This window comes from Streptomyces sp. NPDC088116 (assembly GCF_044741745.1).
In the GTDB taxonomy this organism is placed as follows: Bacteria; Actinomycetota; Actinomycetes; order Streptomycetales; family Streptomycetaceae; genus Streptomyces.
The window spans coordinates 487418-509478 of sequence record NZ_JBIUTF010000003.1 but is presented as its reverse complement, the minus strand read 5'-3'; the positions used below and the strand labels follow the sequence as shown (position 1 = coordinate 509478).

The 22061-nt window shown below is 69.5% G+C and carries 24 protein-coding genes; 15 read left to right on the top strand and 9 right to left on the bottom strand.

Annotated features, from left to right (window positions below; genetic code table 11):
• The first annotated feature begins 38 nt into the window (after positions 1 to 38).
• Positions 39 to 689, top strand: a complete 651-nt coding sequence (locus tag ACIOJD_RS14630; RefSeq protein WP_401912711.1) for a glycerophosphodiester phosphodiesterase — start codon at positions 39 to 41, stop codon at positions 687 to 689.
• Between the two features lie 88 nt (positions 690 to 777).
• Here the strand turns inward: ACIOJD_RS14630 and ACIOJD_RS14625 are convergent, their stop codons facing one another.
• A complete protein-coding gene (locus tag ACIOJD_RS14625) occupies positions 778 to 1326 on the bottom strand; it encodes a GNAT family N-acetyltransferase (protein WP_401912708.1) in 549 nt (182 codons plus the stop codon).
• A 201-nt stretch (positions 1327 to 1527) separates the two neighbouring features.
• On the opposite strand from ACIOJD_RS14625, the gene ACIOJD_RS14620 reads away from it, so the two are divergent.
• The 6 genes from ACIOJD_RS14620 to ACIOJD_RS14595 all read left to right on the top strand — a co-directional run bounded on the left by ACIOJD_RS14620 (position 1528) and on the right by ACIOJD_RS14595 (position 6836).
• Positions 1528 to 2223, top strand: a complete 696-nt coding sequence (locus tag ACIOJD_RS14620) for a ThuA domain-containing protein (protein WP_401913887.1) — start codon at positions 1528 to 1530, stop codon at positions 2221 to 2223.
• A 38-nt stretch (positions 2224 to 2261) separates the two neighbouring features.
• A complete protein-coding gene (locus tag ACIOJD_RS14615) occupies positions 2262 to 3365 on the top strand; it encodes a Gfo/Idh/MocA family protein (RefSeq protein ID WP_401913884.1) in 1104 nt (367 codons plus the stop codon).
• A gap of 204 nt (positions 3366 to 3569) precedes the next feature.
• Positions 3570 to 4196, top strand: a complete 627-nt coding sequence (locus ACIOJD_RS14610) for a DUF5134 domain-containing protein (protein ID WP_401912705.1) — start codon at positions 3570 to 3572, stop codon at positions 4194 to 4196.
• A 226-nt stretch (positions 4197 to 4422) separates the two neighbouring features.
• A complete protein-coding gene (locus tag ACIOJD_RS14605; protein ID WP_401912703.1) occupies positions 4423 to 5358 on the top strand; it encodes a M56 family metallopeptidase in 936 nt (311 codons plus the stop codon).
• Positions 5359 to 5413: 55 nt separating this feature from the next.
• Positions 5414 to 6106 carry a phosphatase PAP2 family protein gene (locus tag ACIOJD_RS14600; protein ID WP_401912700.1) on the top strand — a complete coding sequence of 231 codons (693 nt, stop codon included), beginning with the start codon at positions 5414 to 5416 and terminating at the stop codon, positions 6104 to 6106.
• 19 nt (positions 6107 to 6125) lie between these two features.
• A complete protein-coding gene (locus ACIOJD_RS14595; protein ID WP_401912699.1) occupies positions 6126 to 6836 on the top strand; it encodes an HAD family hydrolase in 711 nt (236 codons plus the stop codon).
• 137 nt (positions 6837 to 6973) lie between these two features.
• Here ACIOJD_RS14595 and ACIOJD_RS14590 read toward each other — a convergent pair whose 3' ends face one another.
• Together ACIOJD_RS14590 and ACIOJD_RS14585 are read right to left on the bottom strand one after the other, a co-directional pair.
• On the bottom strand, positions 6974 to 7552 hold the full coding sequence (locus ACIOJD_RS14590) for a dihydrofolate reductase family protein (RefSeq protein WP_401912696.1): 579 nt from the start codon (positions 7550 to 7552) through the stop codon (positions 6974 to 6976).
• 56 nt (positions 7553 to 7608) lie between these two features.
• Positions 7609 to 8448, bottom strand: coding sequence for a class I SAM-dependent methyltransferase (locus ACIOJD_RS14585; protein WP_401913881.1), 840 nt, complete (start codon positions 8446 to 8448; stop codon positions 7609 to 7611).
• A gap of 223 nt (positions 8449 to 8671) precedes the next feature.
• On the opposite strand from ACIOJD_RS14585, the gene ACIOJD_RS14580 reads away from it, so the two are divergent.
• The 4 genes from ACIOJD_RS14580 (at position 8672) to ACIOJD_RS14565 (ending at position 11387) form a co-directional block, all read left to right on the top strand.
• Entirely contained in the window at positions 8672 to 9004 is a 333-nt protein-coding gene (locus tag ACIOJD_RS14580; RefSeq protein ID WP_401912695.1) for an antibiotic biosynthesis monooxygenase family protein, read from the top strand.
• Between the two features lie 163 nt (positions 9005 to 9167).
• Positions 9168 to 9818: a CatB-related O-acetyltransferase gene (locus ACIOJD_RS14575; RefSeq protein ID WP_401912693.1), complete on the top strand. Its 651-nt coding sequence runs from the start codon at positions 9168 to 9170 to the stop codon at positions 9816 to 9818.
• A gap of 75 nt (positions 9819 to 9893) precedes the next feature.
• On the top strand, positions 9894 to 10373 hold the full coding sequence (locus tag ACIOJD_RS14570; protein WP_401912690.1) for a nitroreductase family deazaflavin-dependent oxidoreductase: 480 nt from the start codon (positions 9894 to 9896) through the stop codon (positions 10371 to 10373).
• 186 nt (positions 10374 to 10559) lie between these two features.
• A complete protein-coding gene (locus ACIOJD_RS14565; RefSeq protein ID WP_401912688.1) occupies positions 10560 to 11387 on the top strand; it encodes a lipase family protein in 828 nt (275 codons plus the stop codon).
• A gap of 22 nt (positions 11388 to 11409) precedes the next feature.
• Here the strand turns inward: ACIOJD_RS14565 and ACIOJD_RS14560 are convergent, their stop codons facing one another.
• Complete coding sequence (locus ACIOJD_RS14560) at positions 11410 to 12456, bottom strand: LacI family DNA-binding transcriptional regulator (RefSeq protein WP_401912685.1); 1047 nt, start codon at positions 12454 to 12456, stop codon at positions 11410 to 11412.
• 108 nt (positions 12457 to 12564) lie between these two features.
• On the opposite strand from ACIOJD_RS14560, the gene ACIOJD_RS14555 reads away from it, so the two are divergent.
• The 4 genes from ACIOJD_RS14555 to ACIOJD_RS14540 are packed head-to-tail and all read left to right on the top strand — an operon-like array spanning position 12565 to position 16572.
• Positions 12565 to 13743 carry a phytanoyl-CoA dioxygenase family protein gene (locus ACIOJD_RS14555; protein WP_401912683.1) on the top strand — a complete coding sequence of 393 codons (1179 nt, stop codon included), beginning with the start codon at positions 12565 to 12567 and terminating at the stop codon, positions 13741 to 13743.
• 15 nt (positions 13744 to 13758) lie between these two features.
• A complete protein-coding gene (locus ACIOJD_RS14550) occupies positions 13759 to 14520 on the top strand; it encodes an SDR family oxidoreductase (RefSeq protein WP_401912682.1) in 762 nt (253 codons plus the stop codon).
• Positions 14521 to 14551: 31 nt separating this feature from the next.
• Positions 14552 to 15553, top strand: a complete 1002-nt coding sequence (locus ACIOJD_RS14545) for a Gfo/Idh/MocA family oxidoreductase (protein WP_401912681.1) — start codon at positions 14552 to 14554, stop codon at positions 15551 to 15553.
• Positions 15550 to 16572, top strand: coding sequence for a Gfo/Idh/MocA family protein (locus ACIOJD_RS14540; protein ID WP_401912679.1), 1023 nt, complete (start codon positions 15550 to 15552; stop codon positions 16570 to 16572). The genes ACIOJD_RS14545 and ACIOJD_RS14540 overlap by 4 nt, the downstream gene beginning before the upstream one ends.
• A gap of 68 nt (positions 16573 to 16640) precedes the next feature.
• On the opposite strand, the gene ACIOJD_RS14535 is transcribed toward ACIOJD_RS14540, so the two are convergent.
• From ACIOJD_RS14535 to ACIOJD_RS14515, 5 genes are all read right to left on the bottom strand, one after another.
• Positions 16641 to 17660 carry a Gfo/Idh/MocA family protein gene (locus ACIOJD_RS14535; RefSeq protein WP_401912677.1) on the bottom strand — a complete coding sequence of 340 codons (1020 nt, stop codon included), beginning with the start codon at positions 17658 to 17660 and terminating at the stop codon, positions 16641 to 16643.
• Between the two features lie 28 nt (positions 17661 to 17688).
• Positions 17689 to 18591, bottom strand: coding sequence for an ATP-binding cassette domain-containing protein (locus ACIOJD_RS14530; RefSeq protein WP_401912676.1), 903 nt, complete (start codon positions 18589 to 18591; stop codon positions 17689 to 17691).
• 8 nt (positions 18592 to 18599) lie between these two features.
• The gene (locus ACIOJD_RS14525) at positions 18600 to 19679 is read right to left on the bottom strand and encodes an ABC transporter permease (protein WP_401912674.1); all 1080 of its coding nucleotides are present in this window, start codon (positions 19677 to 19679) and stop codon (positions 18600 to 18602) included.
• Positions 19679 to 20698, bottom strand: coding sequence for a sugar ABC transporter substrate-binding protein (locus tag ACIOJD_RS14520; protein WP_401912671.1), 1020 nt, complete (start codon positions 20696 to 20698; stop codon positions 19679 to 19681). Before ACIOJD_RS14520 ends, ACIOJD_RS14525 begins: the two co-directional genes overlap by 1 nt.
• 108 nt (positions 20699 to 20806) lie before the next feature.
• A complete protein-coding gene (locus ACIOJD_RS14515) occupies positions 20807 to 21826 on the bottom strand; it encodes a sugar ABC transporter substrate-binding protein (RefSeq protein ID WP_401912668.1) in 1020 nt (339 codons plus the stop codon).
• Positions 21827 to 22061 lie beyond the last annotated feature (235 nt).

Sequence of the window (22061 nt, the reverse complement as noted above, 5' to 3'; positions counted from 1 at the left end):
CAGTCTTGAGTTTCCACACCATCGGTCATCGTGGAGTGATGGGTGTCGAACCGGAGAACACCATGCGCTCCTTCGTCCACGCCGAGCGCGCGGGCATGGACGCCATCGAGCTGGACCTGCATCTGAGCAAGGACGGCGCCCTCGTCGTCATGCACGACACGGCAGTGGACCGTACGACCGACGGCACGGGCGCGATCGCCGACCACACCCTCGCCGAGCTGCGGGAGCTGGACGCGGGTCTGGGCGAGCGCGTCCCGCTCTTCGAGGAGGTCCTGGACGCCGTACGGTCGCCGATCCAGGCCGAGATCAAGGACGCGGCCGCGGCCCGCGCGCTGGCGGAGGTCATGCGCCGGCGGGGGCTCGTGGACCGGATCGAGGTGTCGTCGTTCCACGACGAGGCGGTCGCCGAGATCATCTCGCTGGTGCCCGGCGTACGTACGGTACTGATCGCGAGCCGCTGGGGCACGGACGTGGTGGACCGGGCCAAGGCGGTGGGCGCCGACCGGCTGGCGCTCAATATCCGCAGGCTGACCCTGGAGGTCGTCGAGCGGGCGCACGGGGAAGGGCTGGGGATCATCGGCTGGGTGGTGAACACCCAGGAGCAGCTGCGGCTGGCGCGGGCCTTCGAGCTGGACGCGGTGACCACGGACTTCCCGGAGATCCGGCGTACGGGGCGGTTCACCGCCTGACCGCCGGGCCTGTCCACCGACCGGTCACCGGTCGGCACACCGCGTGATCACCGGTCGGCCTCCGCGCCCGGGGCAGGGCCCTGAGGCCTCAGGCGAGGCGCTTGACCAGCAGCTCGAACGCCAGGTCGTCCCGTTGCGGGATGCCGAAGCGCTCGTCGCCGTACGGGAAGGGGAACAGCTTTCCCGTACGGCGGTAGCCGCGCCGCTCGTACCAGGCGATCAGGTCCTCGCGCACCGAGATCACGGTCATCTGCATCTCACCGACGCCCCAGGCCTCGCGGGCCGTACGTTCCGCCTCTGTGAGTATCCGCCGCCCGAGGCCCCCGCCCTGCGCTCCTGGCCGTACGGCGAACATGCCGAAGTAGGCGGCCTCTCCCCGGTGTTCGAGCTGGCAGCAGGCGACCAGCCCGCCGTCGCGCTCGACCATCAGCAGCCGGCTGCCGGGCGTCTCGATCACGTCGAGCACTCCCCGCGGGTCGGTCCGCTGCCCTTCCAGGATGTCCGCCTCCGTGGTCCATCCGGCGCGGCTGCTGTCCCCCCGGTAGGCGGACTCCACCAGGGCGACGACCGCCTCGACGTCGGCTGCCGCGGCGTCCCGGTAGGTGAGTTCGCCGACGGGGCGCGGGGCGGTGTCCATAGAAGGCGGTCTCCGAATCCGGTCTGCGGCGGGAAGGTGACGTCCGCAGCCTAACGCCCGCACGCGGGCCCCCTCACGCCGCGTGGGGCACCCTCACCCCGCGTAGGGACGGACCGCGCCGGGCATGGTCATCGACGTACGGGGGACGGCCGCCGGCGCGTGCCGCGCGACCTCGACGACCGCGACTACCGCGTGCGGCGCATGTGCCGCGATGACCGATGGGAGTGTGCGACGACCGTGATACCCGACGCCCGAAGGGCTCTTGTCGTCCGTGGCGGCTGGGAGGGACACCAGCCCGTGACCATCACGGAGCTCTTCCTGCCCTTCCTCCGCGACCACGGCTACGACGTCCGGATCTCCGAGACCCTGGACGTCTACACCGATACCGAACTGCTCGCCGCCACCGACCTGGTGGTCCAGTGCTGGACGATGGGCGAGATCACCGGGGAACAGAGCGCCGGGCTCATCGCGGCCGTCCGCGCCGGCACCGGACTGGCGGGCTGGCACGGCGGGATCGTGGACTCCTTCCGCGGCGATGTCGGCTACCAGCTGCTCACCGGCGGCCAGTTCCTGATGCATCCGTCCGGCTTCCTGGACCACGGGGTCACACTGGTCGAGGAGCGCGCCGACCACCCCGTCATCGCCGGTCTCACCGATTTCCGTGTCCATACGGAGAAGTACTGGGTGGCCACGGACCCGCTGGTCGACGTCCTGGCGACCACCGAGTTCCCGGCGGACGAGGAGCGGTCGCGGCCGGTCACCATGCCCGCCGTCTGGACCAGGTCCTGGGGAGCGGGGCGGGTCTTCGTCTCCGCGATCGGCCACAAGCCGGACGACTTCGACGTGCCCGAGGTGCGGGCGCTCACCGAGAGGGGCCTGCTGTGGGCGAGCCGCTGAGGATCGGCGTGACGGGCGAGCCGCTGAGGGTCGGCACGGTGGGCGAGCCGCTGAGGATCGGCATGGTGGGCGCGGGCGCGATCAGCGGCGCCTACCTGGACACGCTGGAGCGACTGGAGAACGTGACGCTCACGGCCGTCACCGATCTCGATACGGGCCGCGCCGAGGCGGTGGCGGCCCGGGTCCCGGGGGTGGCGGTCGCCGGTTCGGTGGCCGCGCTGGTGGACCGGCCGGATGTCGACGCCGTACTCAATCTGACGATCCCGGCGGTCCACGCGGAAGTGGCCCGGACCGCGCTCGCCGGGGGCAAGCACGTCTACGGGGAGAAACCGCTGGCCACCACCCGTCAGGAGGCGGACGGGCTGCTGGACGCGGCTGCCGGGTCACGGATCGGCTGCGCGCCCGACACGGTCCTCGGCACCGGCCTCCAGACGGCACGCAAGGCGGTGGACGACGGAATGATCGGCGTGCCGATCGCAGCGACGGCCTTCATGACCACCCCGGGGCACGAACGCTGGCACCCCGACCCGGAGTTCTACTACCGGCCGGGCGGCGGGCCGCTGCTCGACATGGGGCCGTACTACCTCTCCGCGCTCGTCCACCTGCTGGGTCCGGTCGTGCAGGTCACCGGCGCGGCCGCCCGGCCCCGGGGCGTACGTGAGATCGGCAGCGGGCCACGGGCGGGCGAGCGGTTCGCCGTCGAGGTGGACACGCATGTCACCGGAGTTCTGCGGCACGCGGGCGGCGCGCTCACCACACTGGTGATGAGCTTCGACATCCATGCGGCGCGGCTGCCACGCATCGAGGTGCACGGCACCGAGGGATCGCTCTCGGTACCGGACCCCAACGGCTTCGACGGGCCGGTGGAACTGCACCGGCCCGGCGGGGAATGGGAGCCCCTCGCGGTGTCGGCGGGATACGCGGGAGCGGGGCGGGGTACGGGCCTCGCCGACCTGGCCGAAGCGATCGCCACGGGCCGCCCGCACCGGGCATCGGCCGAACTGGCGCGCCATGTCCTCGACATCATGCTGACGCTGCTCGACTCCGCGCGCGAAGGCGTGGGTCTCACCGTGGAAAGCAGCTGCGGCAGACCGGAGTTGGTGCCCCGGGTGAACCTCGGGACCGGGGTCCGGGGCCGGTAGGGCCCGTCCGGCCGGTCTTCGCCGGGCCCGGAGCCCGGGGATCACACCCAGGAGTCGGGGGCCCGCGAGCCGAGGGCCTGGGGAAACCTCCCCGTGTCCCCCGGTGCGCTCCCCCTGTGTCCCCCTGCGCTCGTATGCGCCTCGGGCGCGGGGGGCATCACCTCTCCCGACACCTTTTGGGCGGGGCGGGGACGGGGGTGCGCGATGCACGGACCGGTGACGGCCGGCTGGTTGCTTGTCGCGCTCTGCGCGGCGGCCGGGGGCTACTGTCTGCTCCGGATGCGCAGCAGCGTGGACGAACAGCGCGGTTCGGCGGGCGGCGAGGCGCTGATGGGGTTCGGGATGGCGGCCATGGCCGTGCCCGGGGCCGTGCTGGCACCGCCCCGGTGGATGTGGCTGGCGTACGCGGTGGTGTTCGGCGGCGCGGCGCTGCACACGCTCGTCTCGGCCCGCGGAAGACCGCACCGTCCGCACCGCCTGCGCCATCATCTGCATCATCTGCTGGGAACACTGGCCATGGTCTACATGGCCGTGGCCATGGCCGCCACGTCATCAGGGACGGCCGGGGCGAGCGGGGCGCACAGCGGGATGAGCGGCACGATGACGGGCATGTCCGTGGCGGGCGGTATACCGCTGCTCACCGGGGCACTGCTGATCTATTACGCCGGTTATGTGCTGGGGGCGGGTGCCCGGCTGCTGCCGGGACCGGCCACCGCCGGTCCAACGGGCGGTGGCGGGGCCGCCCTTGCCTGGGGTGACCGGCCCGAACTGGGGCTGGCGTGCCGACTGACCATGGGGCTCGCCATGCTGGCGATGCTGCTCACGCTCTGAGTCCGGCGCGCGTTCGACCCCGGTTCAGGTTCGGAGGGACCATGTCCGGCGTGAATCCGGCCCGATTCCGGCCCGCATCTGCTCAAATCCGGGCGCCCCGGTGGCGTCCGGTCCGCGTTCACCGGCCCCGTACCGACACCGCCTCCCGCGGCTCGAAACGTGTCATGGGTCACATGCCCGGCAAGGCCATACCCCTCAGTAGCAACACCCTCATAGTCTGTCGTTCATGATGGTCTCCCTGGCGCTGCTGCTGCTCGGCGCACTGGCCGCCGTCGTCGCCCCCCGGCTCCTTTCGCGTGCCGAGTGGCCGGAGCGCGAACCCGTGGTGGCGCTGTGGGTGTGGCAGTGCGTCGTGGCGGCCGTCCTGCTGAGCTTCGCGCTCTCCATGGTCCTCAGCGCGGCCACCGCCTGGCAGGCCGTACGGGGACACATCTTCGCGCCCGCGCCGCGCGGCGTCGTGGAGGCCTACGCCTTCGGCTCGCACCAGCCCTGGCCGGCCCTGCTCGCCGTTCTCCTGGCGGGCGGCGGCCTGTGGACGGTGGCGATGCTCACCCGGGAGATCCACCGCTCGCGCCGCAGGCGCCGGCGGCGCCGCGCCGAACTACTCGTACGCTCACCCCTTCTGCCCGGCGAGGAGTCCGGCGGCGAGCCGCTCGTCGTCCTGGAGGGTGAGCGCCCCGACGCCTGGTGGCTGCCCGGCGCAGCGCCCCAACTGGTCATCACCACGGCCGCGTTGCGTCGCCTGAAAGGCCGTCAGCTCGATGCCGTACTCGCCCACGAGCAGGGTCACGCGCGCGCCCGGCACGACTGGCTGCGGCACTGCTCCGGGGCGCTCGCGAACGGTTTCCCGCAGGTGCCGGTGTTCGCGGCGTTCCGCGACGAGATGCACCGGCTGGTCGAGTTGGCGGCGGACGATGTCGCGTCCCGGCGCTTCGGACGGCTGACGATCGCGCTCGCCCTGGTCGAACTGAACGAGGAGCGTGGCGTGTTCGGGCCCGCCACCACTGCGAACGGGCTGTTGCCGCAGCGGGTGAACCGGCTGCTGTCCCCCGTGCCCCGGCTCACCGCGGGCCGTCGGCTGCGGCTGACCGCAGCGGCGGCGGCGGTGCCGGTGATTCCGCTGCTGGTCGCCTTCGTACCGGCACTCCGCGCGCTGGGCTGACCGCGACCGCGGGCCGGGTTGACGGGGCCCGCGTGTCGTCGGCGAGGATCTCCCCATGCACTCGCCGTCGTTCCCCGCCCCCACCCCCGCACCTCCGACCCGGTCACCGCTCGTCACTCCCGCCCGTACGGCCGCCCTGCTGGCCGTCTTCTCCGCGGTGCTCGTCGCTCTCGTCGTCGCGCGGTGGGGCCCGCTGTTCTCCTTCGACCGGCTGGTCGCGGACACACTGCACCGCTGGGCGGTGGCCGATCCGGCACTCACCCGGACCAACCGGGTGTTGACCGACTGGTTCTGGGACCCCTGGACGATGCGTATCCTCACGGCGGTCGCCGTGATCGTGGTGTGGCTGCGGGGCGAACGTCTGCTCGCCGTCTGGGTCGCGGCGACGAGCGCGGTCGGCGCCGGCATCTCGCAGGTGCTGAAGGCGGCCGTGGGGCGGGAGCGTCCGCACTGGCCCGACCCGGTCGACTCGGCCCATTTCGCGGCGTTCCCGTCCGGACACGCCATGACGGCCACGGTGACCTGCGGGCTGCTGCTGTGGCTGGTGCGGCGCCAGGATGTGGCCCGTTGGGTGTGGCGTACGGCACTGACCGTCGCGGTGGTCTCGGTGATCGGCGTGGGCTTCACCCGGTTGTGGCTGGGGGTGCACTGGGGTTCGGATGTGCTGGCCGGCTGGCTGCTCGGCGGGTGCCTGGTCGCGTTTTCGATCGCCACGTACGGACGCGTGACCTTGTCCAGGAAGCGGTGACCCCGCAAGGATCGGACGCATGACCTACAAGGGTGTGCTCTTCGACTTCTCCGGAACCCTCTTCCGTATCGAATCCGCGGGATCCTGGCTGCGGGCCGTGCTCAACGAGTCGGGTGTCACCATGGCACCCGACGAGGTACGGCGGGACGCGCTGCGGCTGGCCGTGGCGGGCGCGCTGCCCGGCGGGCCGTCCCCGCAGCAGGTGCCACCGGACCTGGCCGACGTGTGGGCCACCCGCGACGAGAGCGCCGAGCGGCACCGCGCCGCGTACACCGGGCTCGCCCGGCAGGTCCCCCTGCCCGACCCCGCGCTGTACGACGCGCTCTACGACCGCCATATGACCCCGGACGCCTGGCGGCCCTACGGCGACGCCGCCGAGGTGCTCGGCACGCTGCGGCGCGGCGGTGTCGGCATCGCCGTGGTGAGCAATATCGGCTGGGACCTGCGGCCCGTCTTCCGCGCCCACGGCCTGGACGCCTTCGTGGACGCGTATGTGCTGTCGTACGAGCACGGCATCCAGAAGCCGGATACACGGCTCTTCCGGGCGGCCTGCGAGGAGCTGGGCCAGGATCCGTACGACGTGCTGATGGTCGGGGACGACCGCGGGGCGGACGGCGGAGCGGCGGATCTGGGCTGCTCGGTACATTTCGTGGACCATCTGCCAGTGGAGGAACGCCCGGCGGGGCTGCGGCCGGTCATCGCTCTGGCGGGCCAGGGGCCGCTGCCGTAGGGCGAGTTGAGCGGGGACGGGCGCGCCTCCGTGAGACCCCTCAGGGGGCGCGCCCGTCCGCGGCCGGCATGGAATCCCCCACGGGGCGGGGGCGGCGGCCATCCGGCGTGTACGCCAAGGCCGCCGTTCCGTGGGGTTCACCCGGACGAGGAGGCCTCGGCCCGCTCGTAACGCAGGAGTACGACGCCGTTGCCGAAGGTCCGGTTCTCCGCGAGCCGGAGACCGACCCGGTCGTCCGATGCCTGGAAGAGGGGTTTTCCCCGCCCGATGAGGACCGGATGGACGTAGACGCGGTACTCGTCGATCAGGTCGTACCGCCTGAAGGCCGCGGCGAGGTCGGCGCCACTGAGCGCCAGGTCCCCGCCCGGCTGCGCCTTGAGCGCCATGATCTCCTCGGGGACGACCTCCCGTACGACGGTGGTGTTCCAGTCCGCTCTCTCCAGGGTCCTGGAGAAGACGAATTTGGGCATGTCACGCCAGATTCCGGCAAACTCGACCATGACTGCGGGACTTGAGGGGTCGGCGTCGGCGGTGGGCCAGAACTCGGCCATGAGCTCATGGGTGACGCGTCCGCTCATGAAAGCGCCCATCCCCCTGAGCCACTCGTTGAAGTGACTGTGCAACTCGTCGTCGACCATGTGCCAGTCGATCTGACGGTCCGGTCCCTCGATGAAACCGTCGAGGGAAACCGACATAGACAAGATGATCTTTCGCATCGCGGTCCTCGCCCAAGTCGCTGTGGGACCCGGTGACGGCCCCACAGCCGACCGTACTACCGCGGCTTTCGCCAGACGAAGACCTCGGTGCTCAGCAGGCGTTCGGAAAAACGACCGGAGGGGGAGACGTCCCGAAGCAGCCGGTCGAGGTCTGCCTCGAAGGCCTCACGGCGCCCGCCGAACAAGTGCGGTGCGGAGGACGAGAGGGAGAACACCCATGCGGCGACATCCTCGCCGGTACGTTCCCACACCTGCCCGCCGGGTACGACATGCCGCTGCGGTCCGGCGAACCCCGCGCGAGTGAGCACGGCGGCCTCATCGCCGGGCGTTCCGTGAAGAAGTACTCCGCGTCCGGCCCTCCGGACCGGCCCGAGGTACTGCCTGGTCAGGCTCGCGACGGCGGAATACGGGACCGCGGGGTGGGGCAGGCCGTCGACGGACCGGGTCTCCGTCTTCAGGTCCGAGATGTGCACGAAGGCCCCACCCGCGTGGAGCATGCCCTTGACGGTCGTCGCCACCGCGTCGCGATCCATCCAGTGGAAGGACTGTCCGAAGGCCGCGACGGTGAACGTCCCGAGACCGGCGGGGAGTTCCTCCGCGCGGGCCCGGACCCACCGGGTCCTGCCGAGCATTCCCGCCTCGCCCGCCCGCCGCCGCGCTTCGGCGATCATCCCGCTGTCCGGGTCCAGGCCGACGACTTCACCGAACAGGTGCGCCAAACTCAGGGCAAGGGTGCCCGGACCACATCCCACGTCGATGAGACGCCCCCGGCCGTCGGGCATGAGGATCTCGGCCAGCACGTCCGGGAGCCCGGGTGCGTACGGGAGCCGCCCGCGCTGGTAGTAGGGGGCCGATCCCAGGAACAACGTGTCGTCCCACTCCCAGCCCTCGACCATGCCGGCATCCCTTCTTTTTCCGATCCGCCCCGCTCCGACGCGGACGTGCGCCCTGCCCGCTGTCGCGATCATTCCACGACCGGATCGGACAGCTCGCCGCACCGATGCCGGCGGCAGACCGGTACCAGGGAGCGTTGAGCACGCCGCGCGGGAACCCGCGTCCGGTGGCCGGTCCGTCGTACCGGGGCAGGATCCGGTCCGCGTGCTGAGGCAAGATGGGGGCATGAGCATCGTCAAGATCAATGTGTTGCAGGTCCCGGCGGAACAGCGCGAGGTGCTCGAGAAGCGCTTCGCATCCCGCGCGGGGTCGGTGGAAAACTCCGACGGCTTCGAATGGTTCGAACTGCTGCGCCCGGTCGAAGGCACCGACCAGTATCTCGTCTACACCCGCTGGCGCAGCGAGGCCGACTTCCAGGCATGGATGGAGGGTCCGATGAAGGCCGCCCACCAGCGCGGCGGAGACGGCCCCCAGCAGAAGCCGGCCGCTTCCGGCTCCAGCCTGTGGTCCTTCGAGGTGGTCCAGCAGGCCGCGCCGAAGACCGCCGACGACGCGTGACACGGTGAGCCGCCGGGACGGTGAAGCGCGCAGGGCGCGCCACCGTCCCGGACGGTCCAACAACCCTGTCGGGTCAGGCGGTTGATAATCGGATGCTCCGCCCTGCGCGGTACTGCGATCATGGCACCGGCCGCTGACACGTCGTCCGAAGGAATCACTCGCCATGCCTGTGCCCGCCGACCCGACGGTGCTTCATCCGATGCCGGAGCAGCCGCGTGTGGTACTGCTCAGGCCGCTGGTGAAGTCCCCGCTGATCGAGGTCGGGGAGTACTCCTACTACGACGACCCGGACGACCCGACCGCGTTCGAGACACGCAACGTGCTCTACCACTACGGGCCGGAGAAGCTGCTCATCGGCAGGTTCTGCGCGCTGGGCACGGGGGTGCGGTTCATCATGAACGGCGCCAACCACCGTATGGACGGCCCGTCGACCTTCCCCTTCCCCACCATGGGCGGCCCGTGGTCCGAGCATTTCGATCTGCTCACCGGCCTGCCGGATCGTGGTGACACCGTCGTCGGCAACGACGTCTGGTTCGGCTACCGCACAACGGTGATGCCCGGCGTACGGATCGGACACGGCGCGATCATCGGCTCCGGCGCCGTGGTCACCACGGACGTACCCGACTACGGAATCGTCGGCGGCAACCCGGCCCGTCTCATCCGCACCCGCTACAGCGACGAGGACATCGCCCGGCTGCTGGCCGTGGCCTGGTGGGACTGGCCCGCTGAGCACATCACCGAGCATGTGCGGACGATCATGTCGGGCAGCATCGCCGAGCTCGAAGCCGCCGCCCCGGACACCCGTCGCTTGTGACGCTCGCGGGGAAGATTGCCCCCGCCTCGTGCGTTGCGTTACAGAAAGGTGCTTCGACAACACGGAGAGAACGACATGCCACTCAAAGGCGAGTACGAGCCGAGCGCGACGCAGGCGGTACGTGACCAGGTGGAGCTCTACGAGGCTTCCGGTGGTACGGAGGGCACGACGCTGCTCAGCATGGTCGGTCCGGACGACGCGAAGCGGCGGGACCTGCCTGTCGTCGTCCTGACCACCCTGGGCGCGAAGAGCGGCAAGATCCGCAAGTCCCCGCTCATGCGGGTGGAGCACGACGGCTTCTACGCCGTGGTCGCCTCCTTGGGAGGGGCCCCCAGACATCCGGTCTGGTACTACAACGTGGTGGCCGACCCCCGGGTGGAGCTTCAGGACGGCCCGGTGCGCCAGGACATGCTGGCTCGTGAGGTGACGGGGGACGAGAAGGCCTTGTGGTGGGCCCGAGCGGTCGAGGCGTTCCCCGACTATGCCGATTATCAGCGCAAGACGGATCGTGAGATCCCGGTGTTCGTCCTGGAGCCGGCGCCCGAGGAGCACTGACCGGGTACGACTGTTCGCGTGGCGTGGGTACGTTTCGCCGGACGTGCCCATGCCTGTCGGCCTCCGGGAGCCCGGTCGCTGGGTGACCGACCCCGTACGGGTGGTCGTGGGCGCGGTCGGCCCCTCATCGTTCGTCGCAGGGCTAGGTTGCTGGGCGACCCGCTGTGGATCTCCCGGAGGACACCGATGCCGATTCCCGCCCTGGACCACTCGACGACCCATTACTCCCTCCCGCACGCCTACTGGATGGCGCAGGCGGCCGGACTGGCCTCGCTGGACCGAGGCGGCATCGAGGCTCAGGCCTCCGCGTGGGGATTCACCGAGGTGCGGCACTTCGAGTCCACGCACCGCATGCCGTTCCCGATCGAGGACACCCAGGCCTACGTCATGGCCGGCGAGCGTATGATCGTCGCCGGTTTCCGGGGCACCGAGGTGCTGAAGATCTACGACTGGCTCACCGACGTCAGCACCCCGCCCGTTCCCGGACCCGCGAACAAGGGGTTCGTCCACTACGGCTTCCACCAGGCGCTGGAGTCCGTCTATCCCCAGATCCGCGACACCGTCCAGGAACTGCGCACCCACGGACAGAGCGTCTGGTTCACCGGCCACAGCCTCGGCGGCGCTCTCGCGATGCTGGCCGGTACCCGCCTGTACCTGGAGGAGCCGCGACTGCTGCCCGACGGCGTCTACACCTTCGGCCAGCCCCGCACCTGCGAACGGCTGCTCGCCGGCGTGCACAACAAGGCTTTCAGGAAACGCTGTTACCGCTTCGTCAACAACAACGACATCGTCCCGCATCTCCCGCCCGAGCCTGCCTTCACACACGTGGACGCGCTGCGCTACTTCGACGCCGACGGCAAGCTCCACGAGGCCATGCCGCTGATGGCCGGTCTGCTGGACCGGGCCAAGGGACTGCGCGCCGACCTGTTCGCTCCCGAGACCGATGCCGTCAAGGATCACCATCTGCGGAACTATCTGGCCGCGTTCGAGAAGAACCTCGCCAACGCCGTTTGACCAGCGCCGCACACAACGGGTTTCAGTCGGCGATCAGTGTGTTCGGAGCACCTGGTGGCATGTTGAACGGCGTGACCACCTGGATCGCCGAGGGCAGCGAGGGGCCGTCGTCGGGGAGTGCGTTGTGGGCGCGCATGATGGTCTGGCAGGCGCGGCGCATGTCCTGGCGCAGGTCGTGGTGGAGGACCGCGGAAAGGCGGCGCTCGCGCAGCAGCCGGGTGTTGTCGTGATCGAGGTCGTGTGCGATGAACACCGCGCACTCCTGCCCGAGCGCGTCGAAAGCGTCGAGGGTGGCGAGGTTGCCCCCGCCCGCGGAGTAGACGGCGACGATGTCCCCGTCCCGCCTGAGCGCCTCCAGGACGAGATCGTGCTGGGTGGCGTCCAGGCCGTCGCTGTCGGTGACCTCCACCAGAGTTCGTCCGGGGTCGGCGAGGCGCATCGTGCTGCGAAAGCCCATCTCGCGTTCCTCCTCGCCCCGGAAGGAGCCCCGGCTGATGGTGGTGAGCACGTGGCCGGGCCGCTTGCCCAGCCACTGTTCGAGGAGGTAGGCGGCGGTGGCGCCGGCCGCGCGGTTGTCGATACCGACGTACGCCAGGCGTGCGCTGTGGGGCAGGTCGGACACCAGGGTGACGACGGGGATGCCCGCCGCGACCAGCCGGCCGACCGCGGCTGCGATCTCCGGCTCGTCGGGGGCCTTGAGGATCACGCCCTGCGTACCACGCTTCGCGATCTTGTCCAGGGTCTCGGTCAGCTCCTCGGGAGGGCAGGCCTCCCGGAAGTGGAAGCGGGAGCGCACATGAGCGGGATGCAGGGAGGGCAGTTCGGCTTCGAGTGCGTCCCGAATCGCGGTGGAGAACCGCTCGGGGGTCTGCATCACGATGTCGATCATGAAGGTGCGGCCCCCGAGCCGGACCTGGCTCTGCTGGCGGTCCAGATCCCTGATCGCTTCGTGCACCTCGCTGATGGTGCTCGCCGTCACGTTGCCCCGCTGGTTCAGGACACGGTCGACCGTGGCCGTGCTCAATCCGGCCTGCCGGGCGATTTCCCTGATCGGGTAGCGGTGTCGCATGACTGATCCCAAGAGCCGATGATGGGTTTTTGATGCGTTGACAAGCATTGAATGATGGGTTCGGGTTCTCAAGACTGGCAGAAATACACGGACTGCGAAAGGACCCGGATGTCTCCCACAGTCGCGGGAGCGCGGACTTGGCCGGCCGAGGCGGACTGCGATCTCGACGTGTTCCGCTCACTCGTGGAGCAGCGCACCGACCCCGCCGACCATCCCTCGGCCGAGCGGGTCGAGCAGAACGTCCCGCTCTACGACAGCGAACGGCTCCGCTCCCTGGCGGGCACTGCCGAGGGCCGTCGGAGCGTGCAGGACGAGTTGGTCCGGGCTCTGCTGGACGGGCCCGGCATCGTGGTCCTCAAGCGCGCCTTCGCCGAAGCGGCCGTCGTGGACGCGGCGTCCGAGGCCTTCCGCGAGCTGATCGCGAAGGAGCGTGCCACGGGCACGGCACGCGGCGACCACTTCGCCAAGCCCGGCGCGAACGACCGCGTCTGGAACGCCCTGGACAAGGTCGCCGTACGGGCACCCGAGGTGTTCGCCGACTACTACGCCAATGACATCCTGGAACTGGTCGCCGAGGCCTGGCTCGGCCCGGCCTACCAGGTGACCTCCCAGGTCAACGTGGTGAACCCGGGCGGCGCGGCGCAGAACGTCCACCGTGACTACCACCTCGGCTTCCTCTCCCAGGAGCGGGCCGCCGCGTACCCGGCGCATGTGCACCGCCTCTCACCGGTGCTCACCCTTCAGGGCGCGGTGGCCCACTGCGACATGCCCGTCGAGTCCGGTCCGACCCTCTACCTGCCGCACTCACAGAAGTACGAGCCCGGCTATCTCGCCTGGCGACTCCCGCGATTCGTCGAGTACTTCGACGCCCACCACGTCCAACTCCCCCTGGAAAAGGGCGACTCGGTCTTCTTCAACCCCGCGCTCTTCCACGCCGCCGGGCACAACCGTTCGACCGGCATCAGGCGCATGGCCAATCTGTTGCAGATCTCCTCCGCTTTCGGCCGCGCGATGGAGACGGTGGACCGCGAGGCGATGGCGAACGCGCTGTTCCCGGTGCTGCTGCGCCGCAAAGCCGAGGGCGCCTCGGAGAGTTGGCTGCGCCGCGTGATCGCGGCCTCCGCCGAGGGCTACCCCTTCCCCACCAACCTCGACCGCGACCCGCCGGTCGGGGGTCTGGCCCCGGCCTCTCAGGCGGACACGGTCTGGCAGGCCGTCGCCGAGGGCTGGGCCCCCGAGCGACTGCGCCAGGAACTGCAGGCCGCCGCCAAGCGTCGGCAGAGCTGAAAGGGACACACACTCATGGGACTCCTTGAGGACAAAGTCGTCCTCGTCAACGGCGGCAGCCAGGGCGTCGGCGCGGGCGTCGTGCGGGCAGCCGTGCGCGAAGGCGCGACCGTCGTCTTCACCGGCCGCCGTGCCGACCTGGGCGAGAAGCTCGCCGCGGACACGGGCGCGCGCTTCGTGCGGGCGGACCTCTCCGATCCGGCGCAGGCGCGCGACAGCGCCGTACAGGCCGTGAAAGCTCACGGCCGCGTCGACTGCCTGGTCAACGCGGCCGGGCTGACATCACGCGGCTCGCTGCTGGACACCACGCCGGAACTGTTCGACCAGCACATCGCGATCAATCTGCGCGCGCCGTTCTTCGCGATGCAGTCGGCGGTGGCCGACATGACGGCCCGCAAGGCGCCGGGCACCATCGTCAACATCATCAGCAACTGCGCCCACGGCGGCGCGCCCCATCTCGCGCCGTACTCCGCGGCCAAGGCCGGTCTCGCCGGTCTGACACGCAACGCCGCGCACGCCCACCGCTGGGACCGGATCCGGATCAACGGCCTCAACATCGGCTGGACGGACACCGAGGGCGAGGACGCCACACAGCGCGCCTTCCACAACGCGGGGGACGACTGGCGGGAGAAGGCCGCCGGGGCACTGCCCATGGGCAAACTCGGACAGGTCGACGAGATCGCCGACTTCGTCGTCTTCCTGCTCTCCGACCGCAGCGGCGTGGTGACCGGCTCGGTCATCGACTGGGACCAGATCGTCTTCGGCGGGCAGGACTGAGCCGCCCTCGGGCTGAAGGAGCACGATTCTTATGCGTATCGGCATCATGGGACTGGGCCGGATCGGCGCCTTCCACGCCAAGACCCTCGCCGGGCTGGACGCGGTGGACTCGCTGGTGGTCACCGACCCGGTGACCGCGGCCACCGCATCGGCCGTCGAACAGTTCGGGGCCACCGCGGTGGACTCCCCCGAAGCGGTGCTCGCCGCCGGTGTCGACGGCGTCGTCATCGCCGCCGCGACCGACGCGCACCCCGGGCTCGTCCTCGCCGCTGTGAGGGCGGGCATCCCCGTCTTCTGCGAGAAGCCCGTGGCGCGTGACGTCAAGGAGAGCGTGGAAGTCCTCCGTGCGGTGGAGGGCAGCGGCGTCGAGGTGCACATCGGCTACAACCGGCGCTTCGACGCGGGGTGCGTGGCCGCGCGCCGGGCCGTGCTCAGCGGTGAGCTGGGCGATCTGCACACCGTACGGTCCACCACCCTCGACCCCGCCCCGCCGCCGCCCGCCTATGTGGCCGTCTCCGGCGGCATCTTCCGCGACTGCAGCGTGCACGACTTCGACACCGTGCGCTGGGTGACCGGCCACGAGGTGGTCGAGGTGTTCGCGACCGGCGGCAACCGGGGCGCGGACTTCATCCGCGAGGCGGGCGACGTCGACACGGCGTCTTCCCTGCTCACCTTTGACGACGGCACCATCGGTGTCATCTCCAACTCCCGTCACAACGCGCGTGGTTACGATGTGCGCCTGGAGCTGCACGGTATGACGGACAGCATCGCGGTCGGCCTGGAGGACAAACTGCCGCTGCGCTCCGTCGAGCCGGGCGTCACCTTCCCGGCCGGGACACCGCACACCTTCTTCATGGACCGCTTCGCCGCGGCCTACCGCGCCGAACTCACCGCGTTCACCGAGGTCGTCGCCGGTACCCGCGGCTCCCCCTGTACGGTCGCGGACGCCCTTGAGGCGAGCTGGATCGCCGAGGCGTGCACCCTGTCGCTCCGTGAGCACCGGCCCGTACGGATCGAGGAGGTACGCGAGTGAGGACGGCCGGACCTCTGCGGATCGGCGTCCTGGGCGCGGCCCGGATCGCCGAGCTGTCGATCGTCGGGCCGGCCCGTGCCGGCGGCCACCGCCTTGTCGCGGTGGCCGCCCGTGCCCGCGACCGGGCCGAGGCCTTCGCCGCCACGCACGGCGTGGAGCGTGTGGCGGACTCCTACGCCGACCTCGTCGCCGACCCGGAGATCGAGGTCGTCTACAACCCGCTGGCCAACAGCCTGCACGGGCCGTGGAACCTGGCCGCGCTCCAGGCCGGCAAGCACGTCCTCACCGAGAAACCGTCCGCGAGCAACGCGGCGGAGGCGACCGAGGTCCACGAGGCCACCGCCAAGGCGGGCACCGTGTTCATGGAGGGCTTCCACTACCTGTTCCATCCGGTCACCCTGCGCCTGCACGAGCTGCTGAGCAGTGGGGAGTTGGGCGACCTCCGGCACGTCGACACCATGGTCGCCATGCCCGCGCCCCCGGACAGTGACATACGGTGGTCGCTCCCGCTGGCGGGCGGCGCGCTGATGGATCTCGGTTGCTACAGCCTGCACGCCCAGCGTGTGCTCGCGCCCTGGGCGGGTGGGACGCCCCGGCTGATCGCCGCGCGCGGCGGTGAGAGGGCGGGTGCCGCGGGAGTCGACGAGTGGCTGGACGCCGATCTGGAGTTCCCGGGCGGCGCCACGGGTACCGCCCGCTGCCACATGGCCCACCACACCTTCGAGATGAGCTGCCGCGTCGTGGGCTCGCGCGGCGAAGCCACGGCGGTGAACTTCGTACAGCCCCACCTGGACGACCGGGTCGTCGTACGTACCTCCGCCGGTGAGCGCACCGAGGAACTCGGCCGCCGGTCCTCGTACACCTACCAGCTCGAGGCCTTCGCCGCCCACCTGCGGCACGGCACACCGCTGGTGCTCGACGCCGACGACGCGCTGACCACCATGCGGCTCGTCGACGACACCTACCGGGCGGCCGGGTTCCCGGTCCGGCCGCGTTCGGTCCTTCCCGGCACCGCATAGGACACGGCACACCGAACGGGAGAGGGCGGTACCGGTCCGGTACCGCCCTCTCCCGCTGTGCGTGCGTCCTACCGGTACAGGGCAGGCCGCTCGGTGAGTTCAACCTGGACGCGCCGGCCCTCGCGCTGGGACAATACCCCCGCCTCGCACACGGCCGCGGCCGCGTAGCCGTCCCAGACACCGGGGCCGGTGACCTCCCCGCGCCGGGTCGCGTCCACCCAGGCCTGGACCTCGCGGTCGTAGGCGTCGTCGAAGCGCTCGATGTAGTCCGGCGTGATACGTCCGCCCCAGCGGCCGTCGGCGCTCAGCCGCGGTCCCGGCTCGTCACCGATACGTACGGTGCCGCGTTCGCAGACCGCTTCGGCGTGCACCTGGTAGCCGTACCCGCAATGACCGAAGATCTCGACATCGGCGAGAGCGCCGAACTCGGTTTCGAACAAGACGAATTGAGGGTCGTCCATACCGGTCGGAGCATGCGACGTCGGGGCCGGCTTGTGCACGGTGACCGCTGTGATCTCCTGGCCGAGGAGCCAGCGCGTGACGTCCATCTCGTGGACCACCGAGTCGTTGATCAGCATCTCGTTGGTGAACCAGGGCGGCATGGACAGGTTCCGGTGTCTGTGGTGCAGCATCAGGGCTCTGCCCAGCTCCCCACTGTCGAGGAGCCGCTTCAGCTTGATGTATTCGGTGTCGTAGCGCCGCATGAAGCCGACCTGGACACGCCGGTGCCCGAGCTTCTGTTCCGCTTCCAGGACACGAAGGGCGGAAGCCGCGTCGGGGGTGAGCGGTTTCTCGCACAGCACCGGCAGGTCACAGCCGAGGGCGTCGAGCAGGGCCGCCTCATGGGCGGGCCCCGGTGAGGCGATGAGGACCGCGTCCACGTCCTGCGCCGCCATGGCGGCAGCGGCTTCGGTGTACGCCGTACATCCCTCCGACGCGTCGGCCAGGGTCTTGGCACGGTTCTCGTCGATGTCGACGACGGCTGTCACACGTGCCCCGCTGATGACGTGCTGGAGTCTGCGCACATGGTCCGCGCCCATTTTGCCGGTGCCGATGACCGCGATACCCAGCGCTCGCTGAGATGGCATGTTCAGATGTCTCCGGTGTTCGTAGGGTTCAGCCGGCCTGGGGCTCGCGGACGTGAAGTTGGCCCTCTCCGGGGAGTCCCTCGACGTCGACACCACGCACCTTGGCCAACTCACTTTTGAGGGCCGCGAGTTCGGTGCCGCCGGCCATGTGGTTGGTCAGCTCTTCGAGGGTGATCTCGCTGCGCTCGGCGGACAGATCGAGGGTGCCCAGACGCAGGACGCTGAAGTGGTCGCCGACCATGTAGGCGTGGTGCGGGTTGTGGGTGATGAAGATGACGCCGAGACCGCGGTCGCGGGCGGCGGCGACGTACTTCAGCACCACACCGGACTGCTTGACACCGAGGGCGGCGGTCGGCTCGTCCAGGATCAGGACGCGGGCGCCGAAGTAGACGGCGCGGGCGATGGCGACACACTGGCGCTGGCCGCCCGAGAGCGTGCCGATGGGCTGCTCCAGGTTGTCCAGGACGATGCCCATGTTGCGCAGTTCCTCGTCCGCGGTCCGCTTCATCGTCTCGATGTCGAGGCGGCGGATCGGCCAGGGGCCCTTGGTCATCTCGGAGCCGAGGAAGAAGTTGCGCCACACCGGCATCAGCGGGACGGTCGCCAGGTCCTGGTAGACGGTGGCGATTCCCCTGTCGAGGGCCTGACGCGGGGTGGAGAAGCGTACCGGTTCGCCGTCGACAAGGAAGTCGCCCTCGGTGTGCTGGTGCAGGCCTGAGATGATTTTGATGAGGGTGGACTTGCCGGCGCCGTTGTCGCCGAGCACACAGGTGACCTGGCCGGGGTGGACGGCGAGGCTCACACCGTGCAGGGCACGGATGTTGCCGTACGACTTGCCGGCGCCGCGCAGTTCGACGGTGGCACTGTCCTTGTCCGTGGCGTTTTCCGCGAGGATCGCGCCGTGCGTGCCGGATCCGTTGTTGGATGTCATGGGTCGGGTCACCTCCTGGTCGCCGACTGGCGAACCCACAGATTGATCAGGACGGCGCCGAGCAGCATGACGCCGAGGAAGGCCTTGAACCAGTCCGGGTTCCAACCGGCGAACACGATGCCCTGGTTGACCATGCCGAACATGAACGCGCCGAAGACGGGGCCGATCGCCGAACCGGCGCCGCCGGTCAGCAGACAGCCGCCGATCACCGCTGCGGCGATGTAGATCAGCTCCTGTCCCACGCCCTCGCCCGACTGCACCGTGTTGAAGGTGAACAGCTGGTGCATTCCGACGAACCACGCGCCTACGCCGACCAGCATGAACAGGGAGATCTTCGTGAAGGTCACGGGCACACCGACCGCCCGTGCGCTCTCCTTGTTGCCGCCGACCGCGAAGATCCAGTTACCGTACTTGGTGCGCAGCAGGACCCAGGTGGCCAAAGCGGCGAAGGCCAGCCAGTAGAACACGGTGATCTTCACCTGGACGCCGCCGATGTCGAACGAGTGGGCGAAGATCTTCTGCGCCTGGCCGAAGCCGTCCATGTCGCTGATGTCGTCGGTCGCCACGTTCTCCGTGACCAGCTTGGTCACCGCCAGGTTGACGCCCTGGAGGATCAGGAAGGTGCCCAGGGTGATGAGGAAGCTGGGCAGGCCGGTCTTGACCACCATCCAGCCGTTGAAGAACCCGACGGCCAGTGACACGAGGAGTGCCACGAGCACTCCCACCCAGACGTTCATGCTCAGCTGATAGGCGAGCATGCTCGCGGTGAGGGCCGAGGTGATCACGGCGACACCGGACGACAGGTCGAACTCGCCGCCGATCATCAGCAGCGCCACCGGCAGCGCCATGATGCCGATCGTCGACGACTGGTACAGGACCGTCGCCATCGAACTGCCGTCGCGCACCGGCGGAGCGGCGATCAGGAAGAACACGTACACCGCGGCGGCACCGAGGAAGACACCCACCTCCGGCCGAGCCAACAACCGCAGAGCCAGCGGCCGTTCAGATGTGCGGCCGTCCTCTGTACGAGCCGACGGGGCCGGCGACGGGGAGCCCGTCGCCGGAGCCGTGGTCTGGGTCATAGTCATCACCGAGTCCCCTTCGCGGCGAATGCGGCGACCTCGTCGATGTTGGACTTGTCGACGATGGCCGGCCCGGTCAGCACGGCCGCCGCACCGCCGCCGCTGTAGTTGCCGTTGTTCTTGTAGAGCCACAGGGAGTCGACCGACAGGTAGCCCTGCAGGTAGGGCTGTTGGTCGACGGCCCACTGGATCTTGCCGTCCTGGACGGCCTTCACCAGGTCCTTGTTGAGGTCGAAGGTGGCGAGCTTGGCCTTGCTGCCCGACTCGGACAACGACTGTGAAGCGGTGAGTGCGATCGGGGCGGCGAGGGTCGCCACGAAGTCGATGGAGCTGTCCTGCTTGAGCTTGGCGGTGATCGTCGACTTCACGGACGGCATGTCGGTGCCGTTGGCATAGAGGATGTCCGTCTTGCCGGAGAAGGTCTTCTTCAGTCCGTCACACCGCTGGGTGAGGCCGATGTTGCCCTGCTCCTGGACGACACAGACCGTGTGCTTGGCGCCGACCTCGTTGAGCTTCTTGCCGAACGCCTCACCGGCCACCGTCTCGTCCTGCCCGAAGAACTCCAGCATGCCCAGCTTCTTCCAGTCGCTCACACCGGAGTTGAAGCCGACGACGGGGATGCCGGCCTGCCCGGCCCCGGCGACGACGTTCTTGAGCGCGTCGGGCTTGGCGAGGGTGACGGCGATCCCGTCGACCTTCTGGTCGATCGCGTTCTGCATCAGGTTGGCCTGGTTGCCGGCGTTGGGGTCGGAGGAGTAGACGAGCTTGATGTTGTCCTTGGCGGCGGCGGCCTGGGCGCCCTTACGGACGGTGTCCCAGAAGGTGTCACCGGGGGCGGCATGCGTGATCATCGCGACCGTCATACGGGGAGTGGAGGCCTTGCCGGCCGAGATGTTGTTGTCAGCCTCGTCGGCCTTCTTGCCGCCGGAGCTGCTGGAGCATCCGGCCACAAGCAGGGCGGCGGCTGCCGCCGCTGCGACGACGGGGGTGATTCTGCGGGAGCGGGGGTGGGACAAGCGGTCCATCTTTACGACACCTCACTGTGCGGCAGGGGATGGGAGAGGTCCTGCTCCGGGTCGACGTGGCCGGCGAAGGGGAGCCCGTCGCCCCAGCCGTGGTCCGGGGCGGGGTGATCAGCGGGTTCCCCTCGCGGCGAACTGGGCGATCTTGTCGACGTTGGACTTGTCGACGAAGGCCGGCCCGGTCAGCACGGGCGCCTCGCCACCGCCGCTGTAGTTACCGTTCGTCTTGTAGAGCCACAGGGAGTCGACCGACAGGTACCCCTGGAGGTAGGGCTGCTGGTCAATGGCCCACTGGATCTTGCCGGCCTTGATGGCGCCGACCGCGTCCTTGTTGAGGTCGAAGGTGGCGAGCCTGGCCTTGCTGCCGGACTCGGCGATGGACTGGATGGCGGTCATCGCGAACGGGGCGCCGAGCGTGGTGACGTAGTCGATGGAGGAGTCCGTCTTGAGCTTCGCGGTGATCGTCGACTTCACCGACGGCATGTCGGTGCCGTTGACGTAGAGGATGTCGGTCTTTCCGCTGAAGGTCCTCTTCACGCCCGCACAGCGGGCCTCCAGAGCCACCTGCCCCTGTTCCATGACCACACAGACGGTGTGCTTGGCACCGGCCTGGTCGAGCCTGCGGCCGAACGCCTCACCGGCGATGCCCTCGTCCTGGCCGAAGTACTCGAGCAGGCCCTGCTTCTTCCAGTCCTGCACGCCGGTGTTGAAGCCGACGACGGGGATGCCGGCCTTCTCGGCCCGCGCGACCACGGTCTTCATGGCGTCCGGCTTGGCAAGAGTGACAGCGATGCCGTCGACCTTCTGGTCGATCGCGTTCTGCACCAGGTTCGACTGGTTGGGGCCGTTGGGGTCGCTGGAGTAGACCAGCTTGACGTTGTCCTTGGCGGCGGCGGCCTGGGCGCCCTTGCGGATCGTGTCCCAGAAGGTGTCACCGGGGGCCGCGTGTGTGATCATCGCGACCGTCATACGGGGAGTGGAGGCCTTGCCGGCCGAGACACCGTTCCCACTCCCCTCTGCCCTCTTGCCGCCGGAGCTGCTGGAGCATCCCGCCACAAGCAGTACGGCGGCTGCCGCCGCTGCGACGACGGGAACGATTCTGCGGGAGCGGGTGTGTGACGAACGGTCCATCTTTGCGGCACCTCACTGTGCTGCGGGGAACGGGAGAAGCAACTGGCCGGGCGAACACTGCGGATCACATGCGGTTAACACGGCTGTTTCCTATGACGAGATGGAACCGTCACGCCATCCTTGAGGTCAACGTTTGTAAGGACATTAATGACATCATTTTTCCATCAAGACAAGATGTCCGAAGAATTTATTGACGCCGGTTGTGTGTGCCCTCTGCACGCGAAAATGGACGCTT

What these genes read in the sequence shown, in the direction of transcription:
- ACIOJD_RS14630 (WP_401912711.1), top strand. Translation starts at nt 39, where the DNA reads ATGGGTGTCGAACCGGAGAACACCATGCGCTCCTTCGTCCACGCCGAG.
- ACIOJD_RS14625 (WP_401912708.1), bottom strand. Translation starts at nt 1,326, where the DNA reads ATGGACACCGCCCCGCGCCCCGTCGGCGAACTCACCTACCGGGACGCC.
- ACIOJD_RS14620 (WP_401913887.1), top strand. Translation starts at nt 1,528, where the DNA reads ATGTGCCGCGATGACCGATGGGAGTGTGCGACGACCGTGATACCCGAC.
- ACIOJD_RS14610 (WP_401912705.1), top strand. Translation starts at nt 3,570, where the DNA reads ATGCACGGACCGGTGACGGCCGGCTGGTTGCTTGTCGCGCTCTGCGCG.
- ACIOJD_RS14605 (WP_401912703.1), top strand. Translation starts at nt 4,423, where the DNA reads ATGATGGTCTCCCTGGCGCTGCTGCTGCTCGGCGCACTGGCCGCCGTC.
- ACIOJD_RS14600 (WP_401912700.1), top strand. Translation starts at nt 5,414, where the DNA reads ATGCACTCGCCGTCGTTCCCCGCCCCCACCCCCGCACCTCCGACCCGG.
- ACIOJD_RS14595 (WP_401912699.1), top strand. Translation starts at nt 6,126, where the DNA reads ATGACCTACAAGGGTGTGCTCTTCGACTTCTCCGGAACCCTCTTCCGT.
- ACIOJD_RS14590 (WP_401912696.1), bottom strand. Translation starts at nt 7,552, where the DNA reads ATGCGAAAGATCATCTTGTCTATGTCGGTTTCCCTCGACGGTTTCATC.
- ACIOJD_RS14585 (WP_401913881.1), bottom strand. Translation starts at nt 8,448, where the DNA reads ATGGTCGAGGGCTGGGAGTGGGACGACACGTTGTTCCTGGGATCGGCC.
- ACIOJD_RS14580 (WP_401912695.1), top strand. Translation starts at nt 8,672, where the DNA reads ATGAGCATCGTCAAGATCAATGTGTTGCAGGTCCCGGCGGAACAGCGC.
- ACIOJD_RS14575 (WP_401912693.1), top strand. Translation starts at nt 9,168, where the DNA reads ATGCCTGTGCCCGCCGACCCGACGGTGCTTCATCCGATGCCGGAGCAG.
- ACIOJD_RS14570 (WP_401912690.1), top strand. Translation starts at nt 9,894, where the DNA reads ATGCCACTCAAAGGCGAGTACGAGCCGAGCGCGACGCAGGCGGTACGT.
- ACIOJD_RS14565 (WP_401912688.1), top strand. Translation starts at nt 10,560, where the DNA reads ATGCCGATTCCCGCCCTGGACCACTCGACGACCCATTACTCCCTCCCG.
- ACIOJD_RS14560 (WP_401912685.1), bottom strand. Translation starts at nt 12,456, where the DNA reads ATGCGACACCGCTACCCGATCAGGGAAATCGCCCGGCAGGCCGGATTG.
- ACIOJD_RS14555 (WP_401912683.1), top strand. Translation starts at nt 12,565, where the DNA reads ATGTCTCCCACAGTCGCGGGAGCGCGGACTTGGCCGGCCGAGGCGGAC.
- ACIOJD_RS14550 (WP_401912682.1), top strand. Translation starts at nt 13,759, where the DNA reads ATGGGACTCCTTGAGGACAAAGTCGTCCTCGTCAACGGCGGCAGCCAG.
- ACIOJD_RS14545 (WP_401912681.1), top strand. Translation starts at nt 14,552, where the DNA reads ATGCGTATCGGCATCATGGGACTGGGCCGGATCGGCGCCTTCCACGCC.
- ACIOJD_RS14535 (WP_401912677.1), bottom strand. Translation starts at nt 17,660, where the DNA reads ATGCCATCTCAGCGAGCGCTGGGTATCGCGGTCATCGGCACCGGCAAA.
- ACIOJD_RS14530 (WP_401912676.1), bottom strand. Translation starts at nt 18,591, where the DNA reads ATGACATCCAACAACGGATCCGGCACGCACGGCGCGATCCTCGCGGAA.
- ACIOJD_RS14525 (WP_401912674.1), bottom strand. Translation starts at nt 19,679, where the DNA reads ATGACTATGACCCAGACCACGGCTCCGGCGACGGGCTCCCCGTCGCCG.
- ACIOJD_RS14520 (WP_401912671.1), bottom strand. Translation starts at nt 20,698, where the DNA reads ATGGACCGCTTGTCCCACCCCCGCTCCCGCAGAATCACCCCCGTCGTC.
- ACIOJD_RS14515 (WP_401912668.1), bottom strand. Translation starts at nt 21,826, where the DNA reads ATGGACCGTTCGTCACACACCCGCTCCCGCAGAATCGTTCCCGTCGTC.